The following is a 15,270-nucleotide window of genomic DNA, read 5'->3' as shown; positions in this document are numbered from 1 at the left end:
CTTTGCAGCCCTCTCTAGAGCGGTAGGGGCGCCCGATCCCGATCGCTGACCACGGTTCCCGTAAAATCCCCTGCAAACACCGCTCTCCTGAGGTTGTCGGGGTCCCGCCCGTCGATGACGACGAGGGGGATGCCGCTCCGCTCGACGACCTTTGCGGCCACGATATCGAAGACGATGTTGGAGCCCGCGGTGAGCCGGTCCTCGCGGATGATCTCCAGCAGCGCACGGGGGGTCAGACGGGCGTGCCGAACGGCTTCGGCGTTCTTGCGGGGATCCGCGCTGTAGATGCCGTCGACCGATGTGGCGTTGATCAGGACGTCGGCCCCGATGTACTCTGCCAGGACCGCGGAGACCGCGTCCGTGGTCTGGGCGGGTGCCACGCCGCCCATCACCACGATCTTCGCGGATTCGCCGAAGGCCTTTGCCTCCCTGTAGTCCTCCGGGACGAGGGGGTACACGGCGTCTCCCAGCGCGCCGATCAGCAGGTATGCGTTGATGCGGGTCACCAGAATGCCGATCTCGTCGGCGCTGGCGTCATCCAGCCCCAGACGGCTGGCGGCGCCGATGTAGCGCCTGGCCTCGCCACCCCCGCCGACCACCACGTACAGGCGGTGGCTTGCCGCGATATCCCTGAGGATCCCGCAGAAGCGTCCGATGTTGTTGGATTCCAGGGAGGGGATGAGCACCGATCCGCCGAGAGAGAGAACGATCTTCTTCATTTCTGTGTACCATTCTGTCACCTCTCCTTATATGTGTTGGAGTTCCACGCCTACCGGGATGCGCATGCCGCAGGATATTGTGAGGTGCGGGTGACGCTCGTCTGTCCGGTATGCCGGAGCCGGGACATCTATGCGGTCGCCGGGGGATACCTTGGCTCGGTATACCGCTGCAAGAGGTGCGGCTACTGGGGGCCGCTGGTGCTGGAGCACGACGGTGAGGATGGCGCCCATCCAGGGCGGGACGAACGAAGACGATAGGCGTGCCGGCCCGACGGAACGGGCGTTGTGCAGGTGCCGAACCGTCGCGGGTGCGCCGTTTCTTCTTCCCGGGATACCTGCATCGGCGAACGATGCGTCGCGCCAACCCCGAGGACGGACGGGAGATCCGGACCGGTGAAGCGGCTGGCAGGATGCCCTGAACAGGCACATCTGCAGGATTCATACTGCCGGATCCGGGCCATCGCGCTGGCTGGGGGTCCTCCGGATCCCTCCCCCCATTGTTGCGATGCGATCGCGTATGCAGCAGCGGGAATCTCGATATCATCCGATCCCCTCCTGTATGCCGGTTCCTGGCAGGGAGTTGGTTTGGGTCTGTCCAACAGCAGGACTCCGTCCGCCGTCATCCCCGCTCTCCTGAACGCGATGGCGCTCCGGGTTCGCGTCTGCTCTCCGTCCCCTGTGAGGCAACCGGGGGAGGATACTTTTTTCGTAAAGTACGGACACTACAGAGTGTATTGGATGCAGATCCCCATCGGGGACGCTATCGGGGAGGAGGACCATGCACGAGGCCCGGCTGTACCATAAGGGGGAAGGAGACGCCGTCACCTGCGCACTCTGTGCGCACCGCTGCGTGATCAGGGAGGGCAGGCATGGGGTGTGCGGGATACGGATCAACCGGGGCGGCACCCTCTACGCGGCGGCGTACGGCAGAATCTCCGCCGAGGCGGTCGATCCTATCGAGAAGAAGCCGCTCTTCCACTTCCTCCCCGGAACCCTATCCTACTCCCTGGGTTCCGTGGGATGCAACTTCCGCTGCGAGCACTGCCAGAACTGGCGCATATCGCGCTCGAATCTCGCAGACGGAATCCTGCGAGACCTGGCCCCGGAGGAGGGCGTGGCACGGGCCCTGGAATACGGGTGCCGGAGCATCTCGTGGACGTACAACGAACCGGCGATCTGGCACGAGTATCCCCTGGACATGGGCACGCTGGCGAAGGAGCGGGGTCTCGCCACGGTCTATGTGACGAACGGCTACATCACCGAGGAGGGGCTGCGGGAGATCTCGAGCATGCTCGATGCCTACCGCGTGGATCTGAAGTCCTTCTCCGACGACTTCTACCGCAAGATCTGCGGTGCGCACCTCCAGCCGGTCCTCGACTCCACCGTGCTGGCAAAGGAGCTCGGGATGCACGTCGAGACCGTCACCCTGGTCATTCCCGGCCTGAACGACTCTCCCGAGGAGGCCGAACGCCTGATCCGCTGGGTGATCGAGAACCTGGGTCCGGATACCCCGATGCACTTCACGCGGTTCCACCCGCAGTACAAGATGACGGACCGGTTCGCCACGCCGGTGAAGACGCTTGAGAAGATCTACGATCGTGCCCGCGAGCTGGGGCTGCATTACCCATACATCGGCAACGTGGCCGGGCACCCTTACGAGCATACGTACTGCCCCGTCTGCGGCGAGAAGGTCGTCGAGCGGAACGGTTTTTCGATTCGCTACCTGGCCATGGACGATGGACGGTGCACCGCCTGCGGAGAGGACATCCCCTATGTCGCCCCCCGTTAAGTTTCTCACCGACCGGATGCTCGGGACGCTCACCCGATACCTGCGGTTCATGGGGTACGATACCCGGAGCGCCAACTCTCTGAAGGAGGGGAACCGCACGGAGGATACGCTCCTCCTCGCCCTCGCGCGGGAAGAAGGGCGGATCCTGCTGACGAGAGACCGGGAGCTGGCGCGGAGAGGCGGGGATCGGGCTGTCCTGCTCGATTCCGCGGACGCGATCGAGCAGGTCCGCCAGCTGGCAGCGCTCGGGCTGATCCGCACCAGACTCTCCCTGACGCGGTGCTCCCTCTGCAACACGGTGCTGCGCCCGGCGACCGCCGCGGAGGTGGAGGGGGCCCCCTACGCACCCCGTGACCGCCCCGATCTCGAGTACTTCTGGTGCGGGCGCTGCCGGAAACTCTACTGGATGGGTTCGCACTGCGACAATCTCAACCGCCGCCTGAACGCCATCGAGTACGGAATCCTGGAGGACACCGGCGTCCCCTGAGGAGACGCGGAAGGGCTGCGCGCAGGATCCATTCGCTCGGCTGCATCGGATATCGGCTCCTTCGGCGATGGGCAGCGGCCGGAGACCGCGCTGGATGCCTTCCCCCGGAAGTTCGTCCATACGGGTGGCCGCGGCAGGCAGAGATTCCGCCGGGCGGTGGGGATTGCGATGCGGCAGAGCACGGTCTACGATTTTACTTTCTGGGCAGAAGAGGTGCCTGACGGGGGATACCCCAGCAGCGGGAGAGGGAGGTTCGGCTCGGTCGAGGTGCTCTCCCGACGGCCCTCCACCGCCTGTGGCTGTCCTGGGAGGTTGTCACCTCCCCCTGCCGATCTTCTCCAGGGCCTTCTTCGCCTCCATCACCACGGCGGGATCGGGATCGGCTTCCGCCCGTTCCAGGGCGTCCCGCCCCCGCTCGTCCCCGATCCTTCCCAGGGCCCAGGCGGCGTTCTTCCGCACGTCGCTCTTCCCGTCCCGCAGGGCTTCCGCGAGGGGGCCGACTGCGCGTGCGTCCCCAATCCTTCCCAGGGCCCAGGCCGCTCCCCTGCGGAGCCAGTGGCTCCCGCCCTTCAGAGCGGCGATCAGCGGCGCGACCGCGCGCGGATCGCCGATCTTCCCCAGGGCTTCCGCCGCCTTCCACTGCACGTCCGCATAGGGATCGTCGAGAACCTCGATCAGCGGCTCCACGGCCCGGGGATCGCGGAGGTCTCCCAGCGCCTCCGCAGTCCTCCAGCGGATGTTGAGCTGGGGGTGGAAGAGGTACGGGATCAGCACTTCGACCGTGTCCGCTCCCCCGCTCTCTTCGGCTCCCGGCGGTTCCGCCCTCTCGTCCGTTGGATCTGCCATGATGCTCCCTGCCAGGGAGTTCCCCCTCCGAGGGTTTAAGGGTTCTGCCCCGCGGCGGTCTCGCGTCCTGCATGTGCGGGCTGCCTGGCGGCATTCGAACTGCTCCGGGAGCGGTATCTCGGAGCAGAGCGCCTCTGCGCATGGCGCACGTACTCGCAGGGCGTTCGCCTCGAAATGCAGAATTCTGTTCCCGCGGCAGAAGGGCTACGGCCCATTCGCGGTGGGCGAAACGACCCGCGCTTTCTCCCGTTTCGAATACAGACGGGGACCTGTGAATGGACACGGCGATCGGGATGCGGCCCCGGGCGGGCAGATGGCGCAGGAGATAGAGAGTGCAGAATGCCATCGATATTCCCCGCACGGGCACCGCCAAGTCGTCAACGGGCTGTCAGGGATCGGGCAGGGATGGATCGAGATCCGATGGACCGAAACCTGCGGGGAGTGCGGTGGAGCATCTCACGGGCAAAGGGGGCGGTATTCACCCTGATGCGGGCGTACAATCCCTGTCCCGTCCAGGAAGCCCGGCGGGAGAACCGAAAGATCCGCACTCGCAGGGAGCCGGCGATCTCCGCTGCCGACCGGGGATGATGCGGCACCATGCCGGAAGGGAAGAGAAGGCGTCGTGCCCGAGGGGGAATGGGATCTGACGGCCCCCATCGGCTCGACGGGGCGGCGCGCGCCTTCGAGGAGGGCGGAGATCGGTTGCCGCCGCTCTTCTCCCGTCCCCCCCTGCGCACAGGGACCCTCGGGATGGGGGGTTCCGGTGCCTCGCGCGACGGCCACGGACCCGACGGGGGGCATCTCCCGGGGGTATAACCGTTTCTTCCCGATGCCCGAATCGCGCACTTCCGAGCGTCGGGAGAGGCGGACATTTTCCGGCATCCCCTTTCATCCGCATGCAGGGGGAGATGCCAGAATGCCGCAGCAGTTCTGTCGAACTCTCCATCGGAGACGGATCCCGATCCGGGACGGGCGGTTGATCCGCAGGCGATCACGTGGACGGGGAGGGGACGATTCCCCGGTATACTGCTATTCCGTCCTGGCCTGCCGCGTATCCGTCCTGGAGAGGAGGACCTCCCGAAACCGGGGGACGGGCCGACCGCGCCGGAGTAACCAGTTTTCCCTCCGATCCCGCTGTGCGGATCGATTCCCGGGGAAGAAGAAATGTTTTTCATTCTCAGGGTTGAAGCTCTCGCGTACCTGCGTTCCGCAGGCTTGACGGATCGCGATGTCGGTATCGCCTCGAAAGCCGGGAGAGGGATCCCCTCGGGCTGGGAAGGGGGAGAAGGCGCATTATACTCCCGAGGAAGTGGATCGCATCGTTCTCGAGCGGACCGCAGAACTCCAAAGAGAGATCGAAGCACTGCGGGAGGAGGTTTCACAGCGAGACCGCGAGAACGAAGTCCTGCAGAAGAATGTAGTAAAATACCGGCTGATTGCGGATTTCACCTACGATTGGGAGGAGTGGCGCGCCCCCGATGGTTCGCTTGTATACATTTCGCCGTCCTGCGAGCGCATAACAGGGTATTCCGCCGCCGAGTTTTATGCCGATCCGATGCTGATGCCCAAGATCGTCCATCCCGAGGATCGGGAGATCTGGGAGAGGCATCGATCGGCTGGACACCTCGACCAGAGGGACTCCAGTCAGATGGAATTCCGCATCGTCACGAGGGGTGGGGAGACGAGATGGATCAGCCACTACTGCCAGCAGGTCGTGTCTGCCGATGGAGAAGTCCTGGGGAGGCGTATCAGCCAGCGCGACAGCACTGTGCGCAAACAGGCAGAAGAGGCGCTTCGAAAGGCGAATGCATACCATCGGGGTTTGATCGAGGCGAGTCTGGATCCTCTCGTCACCATCAGCCCGGAAGGCATGATCACCGATGTCAATGCGGCAACGGTTCAGGTTACCGGCGTTCCCCGCAAGGAACTGCTCGGCACCGACTTCTCGAAGTACTTCACGGATCCCGAGAAGGCGAAAGCCGGATACGAGAAGGTGTTCCGCGACGGCTCCGTAACCAATTACGAACTGGAGTTCCGTCATAAAGAGGGGCGCACCACTCCCGTCCTCTACAATGCATCCATCTTCCGGGACGAACCGGGAGGAGCTGCGAGCGTTTTTGCGGCGGCACGCGATATGACCGCACAGAAGAGGGCGGAACAGGCGTTGATGAAGGCGTATAACGAGCTGGAGGACCGGGTCAGGGAACGGACGGCGGAACTCGAGCGTTCCAATACCCGCCTCCAGATCGAGATCGAAGAGCGCAAACAGGTCGAGGAAGCCATGGAGCGCTATGCAGCGAACCTGAAACGGTCCAACGAGGACCTGGAGCGGTTCGCCTACGTCGCCAGCCACGACCTGCAGGAACCCCTGCGGGCGATCGTCAGTTACGCCCAGCTCCTGGAGCGGCGGTACAAGGGGAGGCTGGACAGGGATGCCGACGAGTTCATCCACTACATCGTGGACGGGGGTAAACGGATGCAGGCGCTCATCCTGGACCTGCTGGAGTTCTCCCGTGTCAATACCCGGGGGGGCGAGTTTCGTCCCACGGAGGTCGGGAGGGTCGTGGAGAGTGCCCTTGCCTTCCTCCCGTCGAAGGCCCTGGAGGATGCCGCATCGATCACGTACGATGCGCTCCCGACGGTCATGGCCGACGCCATCCAGCTCCAGCAGGTCTTCCAGAATCTGATCAGCAACGCCATCAAGTTCAGAAAACCCGATGTCCCCCCCAAAATTCACATCTCTGCCCAGGAGAAGAATGGCATGGTCCAGTTCTCGGTCGCGGACAACGGCATCGGGATCGAGCCGCAGTACTTCGACCGGATTTTCGTCATCTTCCAGCGGCTGCACCGCCCGGATCAGTACGAGGGGACCGGCATCGGGCTCGCCATCATAAAACGCATTATCGAGCGGCACGGAGGACGGATCTGGGTGGAGTCGGAGGTGGGGAAGGGCTCCACCTTCCACTTCACCCTGCCGGCGGCAAAGAGCGGCCCGTCCCCCGGAACCGCCCTGCAAACGAGAGGGTGAACCGGGCCCCATGCCCTATCCATCCCGGCCGTTCCCGAACCGTTCCGGGCGCCGGGGTGAACGGCTGGACACTCCGCCGCCTTTTTTCCAACGTCACTGCATGACGGATCCGGGGCTCTGTCCCCCCTGCCCTCGTGCACGATCCAGGCATCGCGTTTCGCCGCTCCGATCACCGTATCCTCTCGCCGTACTGTGTCCGTGCAGAGACATGACGACGGGATCACAGGCAGCTGCATCCCGATGGGCTGCCCCCTCCCCCCATCGTATCCCTTCATCCTTCTCGCGGCGCGGATCGGGAGTCCCCGTTGCCCCCCGGAAAAAGGGCATGCCAGTGATCAAGACCGCTGCGCTGTGCAGCCCCCTCGAGAAGCCAAACCTATCCTCCCCGAATTCCGTGGGATCGCGTGCCGATTCCCAGGACTCCGGCAGCAGATGCACCCGATATTCCCCGCTCCGATCTCCGCCGCTGCAATAGCCTGGCATCGGGGATGATCGGCTGAAAAAGTCGCCTCTGCGGACGACCGGCATCGCGGAAGAGACCGTTCAACCGGGGCAGATACGGACCTGCACAGGGGAGTCGTATCCGGCGGTTCCAGTCAGCACCCACCCACACGGGATTCACGAACGGGCAATTCGCCTGCCCATGCATCCCGTACGGCAGAAGCGGCGGTATGGGGGTCGGCGGAACCGTCAATCCCTGTCCGCGTTTGATTTTCAAAACGAGTGCTGCTATGGGGATTTGAACCCCAGTCTTCGGCGTGAAAGGCCGAAATGATTGGCCGAGCTACACTATAGCAGCTTGAATTATATTTATTTCTCGTATCTGGATAAATAGGTTGCGGGCTCCTGCGGCTTCTGGATGCGCCGGGCGTTCTCCGATCCGGTTACGCCGCCATCCGCCGTCATTCCTCCCGGCGCAGCTGCCGGATGCGGGGGTCGCGCGCGTTCTCCGGTGCCGGGCGGTGCTGCTCCGGAGGGGTCTCCTCAACGCCCTCCGTCCGGGCGACTGAAGGGAGCGTGAAGAAGAACGTCGATCCGACACCGGGTTCGGACTCGACCCAGATCCGCCCGCCGTGCCGCTCCACGATCCGCTTGCAGATGGAGAGGCCGATACCGGTGCCTGGATACTGGGAGCGGTGGTGCAGCCGCTGGAAGATCGTGAATATCCGGTCGAAGTACTGCGGCTCGATCCCGATCCCGTTGTCCGCGACCGAGAACACCCATTCGCCGCCGTCCTGCCGGGCCGCTATATGGACCCGCGGCGGTACGCCCTCCCGCCGGAACTTGAGCGCGTTCTCGAGCAGGTTCTGGAAGACCTGCGAGAGCTGCGTGGCGTCCGCCATGACGGTCGGGAGGGGATCGTGCACGATCTCGGCGCCGACATCCTCGATGCGGAGGCGCAGGCTGTCGGTGACCGCTCCGAGGATCTCTCCCGGCTGCGTCGGGCGGAACGGCTGACCGCGGGAGGCGATTCTCGAGAACTCCAGCAGGTCCAGGATGAGCGCCTGCATCCGTGTCGTCCCCTCGACGATGTAGCCGATGAACTCGTCGGCATCGGGATCGAGGCGGTCGCTGTAGCGCCGCGCGAGCAGCTGCGCGTAGTTCTTGATGTTGCGGAGCGGCTCCTGCAGGTCGTGGCTGGCGACGTAGGCGAACCGCTCCAGATCCTCGTTGGACCGTTTCAGGTTGTCCGCGTACTCCTTGAGCACCTTCTCCGTCCGCATGCGATCGCGGATGTCGATACCCACGAGGAGGCGGGTCCCGTCGAAGAGGTTCATCGTCGTCCAGGAACTCTCGACGGGGCTGCCGTCCTTTGCCGCCACGGACAGTTCGTGCCACCCCGGATCCTCGGACTGCATCAGGTGCACGGCGATCTCGCGGTCCTGCGGAACGGCGCTCCGGACCAGCAGATCGCCCTCCGCCACGTCGTCCTCCGACCAGCCCAGGACGGATCTGAACTCGTTGTTCACAAGGAACCTGCCGAGATGGGGATCGTAGTAAGTGAGCATCACCGGGACCGTGTCCACGATCGCCCGCAGAAGTTCCCGCTGCGCGAGCAGCGTTCTCTCCGCCTGCTTCTGCTCCGTGATGTCGTGTATCGTGCCGAGAATGCGCGAGGCGCCGCCTCTGTCATCCCGGACCGTTTCCCACTTCTCACGGACGAAACGGATCCGCCCGTCCGATCGCCGAACGATGCGGTGCTCCAGTACACCCTCCCGCTCCCCTCCCCGATACGCGGCGTCGACGGCTGCCCCATCCTCCGGGTGAACCCGATCCAGGAACGCCGCGTACGACCCGTCGAACTCCCGCGGGCTCACCCCCAGGATGCGGCACGCCTCGTCGGACAGGGTCAGGCGGCTGCGGGCAGAATCCATCTCCCAGCTTCCGAAGTGGGCTATCTCCTGGGCTTTCTTCAGGCGGTTCTCGCTCTCCCGCAGAGCCCGTTCGGCCTTCTGGAGTTCATCGAGATTGTTCCGCAGCTCCTCCTCGTTCGCCGCCAGCACATCGTATGCCCGGTTCAGTTCCTGGTTCTTGCTCACCAGCTCCTGTTCGATGCGATTGCGTTCGTCCGCGTAGCGGATGGAGCGCACGAGCGAAGCGCCGCTCATCTGCCCCTTCACGAGGTAGTCCTGGGCCCCCTCCTGGAGGGCATGGACGCCGGTCTCCTCGTCGTCCAGCCCCGTCAGCACCACGAGGGGTATGTCAGGGGCATGCATCTTGACAGTTCTGACGGTATCCACTCCCTGGCTGTCGGGGAGCCCGAGGTCGAGGAGGATGAATCCGATCCCGCCCCTGTGCAGGAGGGTGAGCGCCGATGCGAGATCTCCCGCGTGGACGAACTGAAACGACGGATGATCCCAGAGCAGCTCGTGAATCAGCGCAACATCGGCGGGATTGTCCTCGATCACCAGGATCCGCATGTTCACTCTCCGCAGCGGAGCGGAAGCGTCACGATGGAGAACCAGAACTCCTCGATGGACTTGACGATCTCGATGAACTCTCCGAACTTGACGGGTTTCTTGATGTAGCAGTTGGCGTGCAGGCGGTAGGACTCGCAGATATCCCGCTCGTCCTCGGAGACGGTCATCACCACGACCGGGATGTGGGAGAGGTTCGGATCTTTTTTGATCTCCGCGAGCACCTCCCGCCCGTTCTTCCTGGGCAGGTTCAGGTCGAGAAGGACCAGATCAGGTCGGGGCATCGCGGCATACCGCCCCCGTCTGGAGAGGAAGTCCATCGCCGCCTCCCCGTCCATGACAACGTGCAGGTTGTTCATCAGCTTGCTGTCCAGCAGCGCCTCCTGCGTCAGGGCGATGTCCGCCGGGCTGTCCTCGACGAGCAGGATCTCGACAGGTCGCGGCAGTTCTTTGCTTTCCGGTTGTTTCAAGCTTTCACCTCCTTTTGGCAGGGAATCGTGAAGAAGAACGTCGATCCGACACCGGGTTCGGACTCGACCCAGATCCGCCCGCCGTGCCGCTCCACGATCCGCTTGCAGATGGCGAGCCCGATGCCGGTCCCTTCGTACTCCCCCCGGGCATGCAGCCGCTGGAAGATGACGAAGATCCGATCCTGGTGCCGGGGGTCGATCCCGATACCGTTGTCGCGGACCGAGAATCTCCAGGCATACCCCTCCCGCGTGGCGGAGACGTGAATGCACGGTACAGTCTCCGGCTTCTGGAACTTCAGGGCGTTTCCCACCAGGTTCTGGAACACCTGCGTGATCTGCGTCCTGTCGGCGACGACCTCAGGGAGCGGATCCCGTGTGATAATGGCATTCGTGTCCTTGATGGAAGTTCGGAGGTTCAAAAGAGCCTGATCGAGCACCATGTTCGTATCTATCGGCCCGAACTCGCGGGCCTGGGTCTGGACCCGGGAGTATGCGAGCAGGTCCTGGATCACCTGCTGCATGCGGTTCGTGCCGTCCATGATAAAGTGGATGTACCTGTCGGCTCGTTCATCCAGCTCTCCTTTGTATCGTTTCTCAAGCAGTTCGGTGAAACCGGAGATCGCCCGGAGCGGCTCCTGCAGGTCGTGGCTGGCGACGTAGGCGAACTGCTGGAGTTCCAGATTCGACCTTTCGAGTTCCTCGCTCTTCTTCATCAGTTCCTCCGCCGTCGCTTTGTGTCCGGCGATCTCCCGCTCCAGGTGACGGTTGGCCTCGAGCAGCTCGGCGGTCCGCTCCTTGACCCGGTCGTCCAGCTCGTTGTACGCCTTCATCAGGGCATCTTCTGCCCGCTTGCGTTCGGTGACGTCGCGCGCGGCGGCAAACACCCCGGTAACCTGACCGGATTCGTCTTTAAAGACTGTTGCGTTGTAGAGCACCGGTGTTGTCTTCCCGTTCCGGTGGCGGATCCAGAGCTCGTAGTCGGTCACCGAACCGTCCCGGAACACCTGTTCGTAGCCGGCCTTCGCCCTCTCCGGTTCCGTGAAGTACCGAGAGAAGTCGGTCCCGATCAGTTCCTCCCGGCTGAATCCCGTTGCCCGCACTGTCGCCTCGTTGACGTCGGTGATCGTGCCCTCAGCGCTGATCGTGACGAGCGGGTCCAGGCTCGCCTCGATCAGGCTGCGGGTGTAAGCGTACGCACGCCGGATGGTCCCTTCGGCTCTCTTCTGCGCGGTGATGTCGCGGGCTGCCGCGAAGACGCCCGAGACGTTCCCCATCTCGTCCCGGTACACCGTCGCGTTGTAGAGGACCGGGGTGATCCTCCCGTTCCGGTGGCGAATCTCGAGTTCGTAGTCCATCACGGAGCCGTCGCGGAACACCTTCTCGTACCCGGCTTTCGCCTTCGCGGGGTCGGTGAAGTAGTTCGAGAAGTCGGTGCCGATCAGTTCCTCCCGGGTGAAACCGGTAACTCTCACGGTCGCGTTGTTCACGTCGTTGATCGTGCCGTCGGGATTGATCGTGACGAGCGGGTCCAGGCTCGCCTCGATCAGGCTGCGGTTGTAGGCTATCGATGCCTGCAGTGCCTCTTCCGCTTTTTTACGGTCCGTGATGTCGATCCCCATCTCCAGGATGAGGGGGGACCCGTCCGCATCCTGAAACGGGAAGTCGAAAATGTCATAATTGCGCCCGTCCGGGCCTGTCCACTCCCACCGGTGAGGTTGCCCGCTCTTGAGCACCGTGAACGTCTCGCAGGTCTCGCAGGGCTCGCTGCGCCCGAACAGGTACTCGTAGCATCGCCGACCGTTGGACTCCCCGAAGCGATCCCGGAAGAAACGGTTGGCAAGCGGCACATGGTAGTCCGGCGTCAGCAGCACCAGGTAGGCCGGCAGCGCCTCCAGCACATCGAAGAACCGCTGCCGTTCGGCGTTCAGCGCGCGCTCCATCTGCTTCCATCCGACGATCTCCGCGCGCAGGGTTTCGATCAGCCGCTCGAGATCCGCGATCTTCCCGACTCCGCGCGTACCCGTACCATCCTCTGCCTCCCTGATCGATCGAGCGGTCCGCTTTCGAGCCTCAGGGACGTGCTGCGCCTTCTCCGATCGGTTCGATACGGCGGATGCATCGCGGGTATCCGTTCCATCTTCTGTGCGGGGGACTTCTCGGGGCGGGGTCTCTGGTGTATCCGACATGGTGCATCGAGATAGAATGATTATTTCGGTAGAGCATTTCTTTTAACGACCCATATACGTTTCTGCAGGACAGCAGATTGCACCGCTGTGCCAGTGCATCGATTCCCCCCGGGCGATCGGAGCATGACGCATGCATCCGACCCGGCGCGGAGCTCCACGCCAGTCCCGTCCCGCAGGACGCTTCGCCGCCGCGGATTCTGCGGCACCGTCTGCCGTGCAGTGCGGAGGTGTGTCTCTCCCCGGGCGAGAACACATGCCCCTCACATCTGCGATCCCGCTTCTTCGGGCTGGATGCCGTGGCAGCCCCGGGTACAGCAGGGAAAGCCCTTGCGATCGCAGCGGGGATAGGGGGCAGAAGATTCGGACGCATGCCTCCGGGTCCCGCGGGATTGCCGGCCGTTGCATACAGGTGCCCCCAACAATGCGCAGAGCCGATATCAGAATGTTATTTAAATATTCCTATTTTATTGATCGCTTTGCAATATGTCGATTCGCTTACATCTGGCAAATTTTACTGCGGAATGCAGTTATAGAAATGATATTAATTTTATTATTTTTATATTAATATTATATACTGCGAGTAAAAGACGAAGAGGGCAGGTGCGACCATGATGAATGGACACACACCAGATTGGCAACCGGAGAACGCTGCCCTTCGGCAGACCGCTTCCACCGGAACCAACCAGAAACGGCACCAGACAGCCCGCTCTCCGAGGCGGATGCTGGCACTCTTCGGCATACTCCTCCTGGGATTCGGCTGCTGTGTCACCGGCATCGCCAGTGCAGCCGATGCAGTCGGCGCGACAGCTGCACCGGATGCGGCAGACTCATCCGGCAATGTCTCCAGCGCCGCCGAGACCTACGGCGCGGAGTCCAACCCCACCGGCAACCCGATCGGGGGGGGTGCGGGGTATTCGGACATCTATACGCAGAACGATCCCCGCGTGGACTACGTGGTCCGCACGCTCGCTGAACTGCGGTCGGCCCTCTCCACGGCGACTGCCGGCGACGTCATCTTCATTCCGGGCGGTGTCACGATCGACACCTCCTCGGTGCAGAGCGGACTCACCATTCCGGCCGGCGTGACGCTGGCCAGCGACCGCGGCTACAACGGGTCGCCCGGCGGGCGCATCTACCACCCCCGCCAGTCCGGCTGGAGCACCAGCAGCCACGCGATCGCCCTCAAGGCCGGCGGCAACAACGTGCGGCTGACGGGCGTGCGGCTGGAAGGGACCGACACGATGGTCTCGCCGCGGACCCTGCCCATGTCGGGCGGGATCAGTTCCAACGGCTACCGCATCATCGTGGACAACTGCGAGATCAGCGGATTCTCCTACTTCGGCGTCAGCGCCAGTGCGGGAGCCTCCAACTACGGCTACATCCACCACAACTTCATCCACCACTGCCAGGCGGACGGCTACGGCTACGGCGTGCTCAACGGCGGGACCACCCTGATCGAGGCCAACCTCTTCCGGTACACGCGCCACGCCATCGCCGACGGCGGGAGCACCTCGCACTTCTACGAGGCCCGCTACAATATCGTCGAGCCGTCCAACACCCACCACATCTTCGACATGCACGGAGAAGGGAGCACCTACTGCGGCTCGATGTACGTCCACCACAACACCTTCAAGGACACCGTACAGCCCGCAGCCCGGCTCCGGGCGGTGCCGCAGAAGACGGCCTACTTCGACCACAACTGGTTCTGGAAGACCAATGCACCTTCCGTCCAGCAGAAGAACGGAAACGGCAACATCGTGATCGTCCAGAACATGGTCGGACCCTCGCGGGAGATCCAGGAGACCTCCCCGATCGATCTGGTCGCCACATCCGCGCACCCCATCCCCGGAAAGACGAGCATCGCCAGGACGCCGTGTCCGGCGCCTCTGCCGGCACTCGACCCGACCACCCCTGCGGTGAACGTCTCAGCCACGGGGGCTGCCGAACCCGTCCCCACGCTGAACCAGACCTCGAGCCAGACCGTCACCCCCGCACCGGCTTCGACGCCAGTCGCGGCCGCTCCGTGATCCCGTCGTTCGGAAGCCTGAAGTCCCGTTCCAGCGGGGATCGATCCTTTTTTTTCCTGTTTGACGGACGGCACGCAGGAGACTGTTTCAGTCATCGGTTCTGCCTCGAACGGTGCCGCTTCAGCGATGGCGTTATTGCCGGGCATGCACTGGGGGGAAACCATCTGCCGGGACAGGATTTGGGGGGGAGACGGATCGGACGTGGGTCCGTCTCCCGTGAATCGTTCCACACAAGCAGGGATTCGGGGCGGCGCCCCCTACCCGCGATTGGTTCGGATCCCCTCCTGCGCTCCCCCGACCTCCGAACAGATGCACCTGCACCCCGCAGAAACGGCAGGGACGGGAGCGGTATCGCGGCGCCCCACACTCCCCGTTCCGTCACCGTGGGAGAGTCCGGGGGATCCGCGCACTCTCGTGCCCCCCGGCTCGCCGGCGAGATCTGGCGTACCTGCAGGGTGCAATCTTTTCCCGAGGTGCTTTGAGGCCATTTTTCGCCGACGGGGCCGCTGCGACCTCCAACCACAAATTATAATTAATGATCATGTAGATTTATACAGGTATCAGCAATAGCTTAACGATGTTTGGGGATATGCATGGCGAACAACTTTGATGTCAGACTGGTCGAGGAGACGCGATACTACTCTCCCGATCCTCAGTATCGAAAGGCTGCCTGGGTGCAGGACTACGAGGAGACATATCGCGGATTCCTCGAAGACCCCGACGCATTCTGGGATCGGGCGGCCCGGGAGCTGGACTGGTTCGCGCCCTACGAGAGGGTGAAGGACTGGCAGTATCCGCAT

Annotated in this window: 12 protein-coding genes and 1 tRNA gene; 7 read left to right on the top strand and 6 right to left on the bottom strand. The window is 63.5% G+C overall.

Going from position 1 to position 15,270, the window contains the following annotated elements; translation table 11 throughout:
- Positions 1 to 14 precede the first annotated feature (14 nt).
- Positions 15 to 719 (bottom strand): UMP kinase, encoded by a 705-nt coding sequence (gene pyrH / locus QMC96_11995; GenBank protein MDI6877481.1) that lies wholly within the window; start codon positions 717 to 719, stop codon positions 15 to 17.
- Positions 720 to 752: 33 nt separating this feature from the next.
- Here pyrH and QMC96_11990 point away from each other — a divergent pair, with 33 nt between their 5' ends.
- The 3 genes from QMC96_11990 to QMC96_11980 all read left to right on the top strand — a co-directional run bounded on the left by QMC96_11990 (position 753) and on the right by QMC96_11980 (position 2,995).
- Positions 753 to 977 (top strand): hypothetical protein, encoded by a 225-nt coding sequence (locus QMC96_11990; GenBank protein MDI6877480.1) that lies wholly within the window; start codon positions 753 to 755, stop codon positions 975 to 977.
- Between the two features lie 520 nt (positions 978 to 1,497).
- The gene (amrS, locus tag QMC96_11985; GenBank protein ID MDI6877479.1) at positions 1,498 to 2,508 is read left to right on the top strand and encodes an AmmeMemoRadiSam system radical SAM enzyme; all 1,011 of its coding nucleotides are present in this window, start codon (positions 1,498 to 1,500) and stop codon (positions 2,506 to 2,508) included.
- The gene (locus tag QMC96_11980) at positions 2,492 to 2,995 is read left to right on the top strand and encodes a DUF5615 family PIN-like protein (GenBank protein MDI6877478.1); all 504 of its coding nucleotides are present in this window, start codon (positions 2,492 to 2,494) and stop codon (positions 2,993 to 2,995) included. Before amrS ends, QMC96_11980 begins: the two co-directional genes overlap by 17 nt.
- A gap of 315 nt (positions 2,996 to 3,310) precedes the next feature.
- On the opposite strand, the gene QMC96_11975 is transcribed toward QMC96_11980, so the two are convergent.
- Positions 3,311 to 3,841 (bottom strand): HEAT repeat domain-containing protein, encoded by a 531-nt coding sequence (locus tag QMC96_11975; GenBank protein ID MDI6877477.1) that lies wholly within the window; start codon positions 3,839 to 3,841, stop codon positions 3,311 to 3,313.
- Positions 3,842 to 4,246: 405 nt separating this feature from the next.
- Between QMC96_11975 and QMC96_11970 the strand changes: the two genes are divergently transcribed.
- Positions 4,247 to 4,429: a hypothetical protein gene (locus QMC96_11970; protein ID MDI6877476.1), complete on the top strand. Its 183-nt coding sequence runs from the start codon at positions 4,247 to 4,249 to the stop codon at positions 4,427 to 4,429.
- Between the two features lie 721 nt (positions 4,430 to 5,150).
- Complete coding sequence (locus QMC96_11965; GenBank protein MDI6877475.1) at positions 5,151 to 6,869, top strand: PAS domain S-box protein; 1,719 nt, start codon at positions 5,151 to 5,153, stop codon at positions 6,867 to 6,869.
- Positions 6,870 to 7,593: 724 nt separating this feature from the next.
- Here the strand turns inward: QMC96_11965 and QMC96_11960 are convergent.
- From QMC96_11960 to QMC96_11945, 4 genes are all read right to left on the bottom strand, one after another.
- Positions 7,594 to 7,668: transfer RNA gene (locus tag QMC96_11960), tRNA-Glu, on the bottom strand.
- Positions 7,669 to 7,771: 103 nt separating this feature from the next.
- Entirely contained in the window at positions 7,772 to 9,790 is a 2,019-nt protein-coding gene (locus QMC96_11955) for an ATP-binding protein (protein ID MDI6877474.1), read from the bottom strand.
- A 2-nt stretch (positions 9,791 to 9,792) separates the two neighbouring features.
- Positions 9,793 to 10,257 carry a response regulator gene (locus tag QMC96_11950; GenBank protein ID MDI6877473.1) on the bottom strand — a complete coding sequence of 155 codons (465 nt, stop codon included), beginning with the start codon at positions 10,255 to 10,257 and terminating at the stop codon, positions 9,793 to 9,795.
- Positions 10,254 to 12,443, bottom strand: a complete 2,190-nt coding sequence (locus QMC96_11945) for a PAS domain S-box protein (protein ID MDI6877472.1) — start codon at positions 12,441 to 12,443, stop codon at positions 10,254 to 10,256. The genes QMC96_11950 and QMC96_11945 overlap by 4 nt, the downstream gene beginning before the upstream one ends.
- Positions 12,444 to 13,051: 608 nt before the next feature.
- Between QMC96_11945 and QMC96_11940 the strand changes: the two genes are divergently transcribed.
- Positions 13,052 to 14,470 carry a hypothetical protein gene (locus QMC96_11940; protein ID MDI6877471.1) on the top strand — a complete coding sequence of 473 codons (1,419 nt, stop codon included), beginning with the start codon at positions 13,052 to 13,054 and terminating at the stop codon, positions 14,468 to 14,470.
- Between the two features lie 593 nt (positions 14,471 to 15,063).
- Positions 15,064 to 15,270, top strand: a 207-nt coding sequence (locus tag QMC96_11935; GenBank protein ID MDI6877470.1) for an acetyl-coenzyme A synthetase N-terminal domain-containing protein, incomplete at its 3' end; no start/stop codon positions are given.

Source organism: Methanomicrobiales archaeon, assembly GCA_030019205.1.
Lineage (GTDB): Archaea > Halobacteriota > Methanomicrobia > Methanomicrobiales > JACTUA01 > JASEFH01.
The sequence above is the reverse complement of the archived record's forward strand: the minus strand, read 5'-3'. Positions and strand labels throughout refer to the sequence as shown.

Excerpts from the sequence above, each read along its gene's own strand:
- pyrH (MDI6877481.1), bottom strand. The coding sequence starts at position 719 with ATGAAGAAGATCGTTCTCTCTCTCGGCGGATCGGTGCTCATCCCCTCC.
- amrS (MDI6877479.1), top strand. The coding sequence starts at position 1,498 with ATGCACGAGGCCCGGCTGTACCATAAGGGGGAAGGAGACGCCGTCACC.
- QMC96_11980 (MDI6877478.1), top strand. The coding sequence starts at position 2,492 with ATGTCGCCCCCCGTTAAGTTTCTCACCGACCGGATGCTCGGGACGCTC.
- QMC96_11975 (MDI6877477.1), bottom strand. The coding sequence starts at position 3,841 with ATGGCAGATCCAACGGACGAGAGGGCGGAACCGCCGGGAGCCGAAGAG.
- QMC96_11970 (MDI6877476.1), top strand. The coding sequence starts at position 4,247 with ATGGATCGAGATCCGATGGACCGAAACCTGCGGGGAGTGCGGTGGAGC.
- QMC96_11955 (MDI6877474.1), bottom strand. The coding sequence starts at position 9,790 with ATGCGGATCCTGGTGATCGAGGACAATCCCGCCGATGTTGCGCTGATT.
- QMC96_11945 (MDI6877472.1), bottom strand. The coding sequence starts at position 12,443 with ATGTCGGATACACCAGAGACCCCGCCCCGAGAAGTCCCCCGCACAGAA.
- QMC96_11940 (MDI6877471.1), top strand. The coding sequence starts at position 13,052 with ATGATGAATGGACACACACCAGATTGGCAACCGGAGAACGCTGCCCTT.